Below are 271 nucleotides of genomic sequence, written 5' to 3'. Positions count from 1 at the left end.
GCGCACCAGGCGGTGCACGCCGATTTCGGTGCGCAGCCAGCCAAAGGCGTACTCGCCCTTGATGTGCACGGTGGCACCCTTGATGCCGGCCACTTCACCTTCGGAGAGCTCGATGATGGTGGCGTCGAAACCACGCTTGTCGGCCCAGCGCAGGTACATGCGCAGCAGGATGTTGGCCCAGTCCTGTGCTTCGGTACCACCGGAACCGGCCTGGATGTCCAGGTAGGCGTTGTTCATGTCCATCTCGCCGCTGAACATGCGACGGAACTCA

Annotated in this window: 1 protein-coding gene; it reads right to left on the bottom strand. The window is 62.7% G+C overall.

Annotated features, from left to right (window positions below; translation table 11 throughout):
• Window positions 1-271 (bottom strand): PCRF domain-containing protein (locus SB719_RS20175; protein WP_412159745.1); only part of this gene is annotated, 271 nt, incomplete at both ends.

The sequence above is a fragment of the Pantoea sp. SIMBA_079 genome, assembly GCF_046940275.1.
Taxonomy (GTDB): Bacteria; Pseudomonadota; Gammaproteobacteria; order Enterobacterales; family Enterobacteriaceae; genus Pantoea; species Pantoea borealis.
This window is presented reverse-complemented; position numbering and strand designations above follow the sequence as displayed.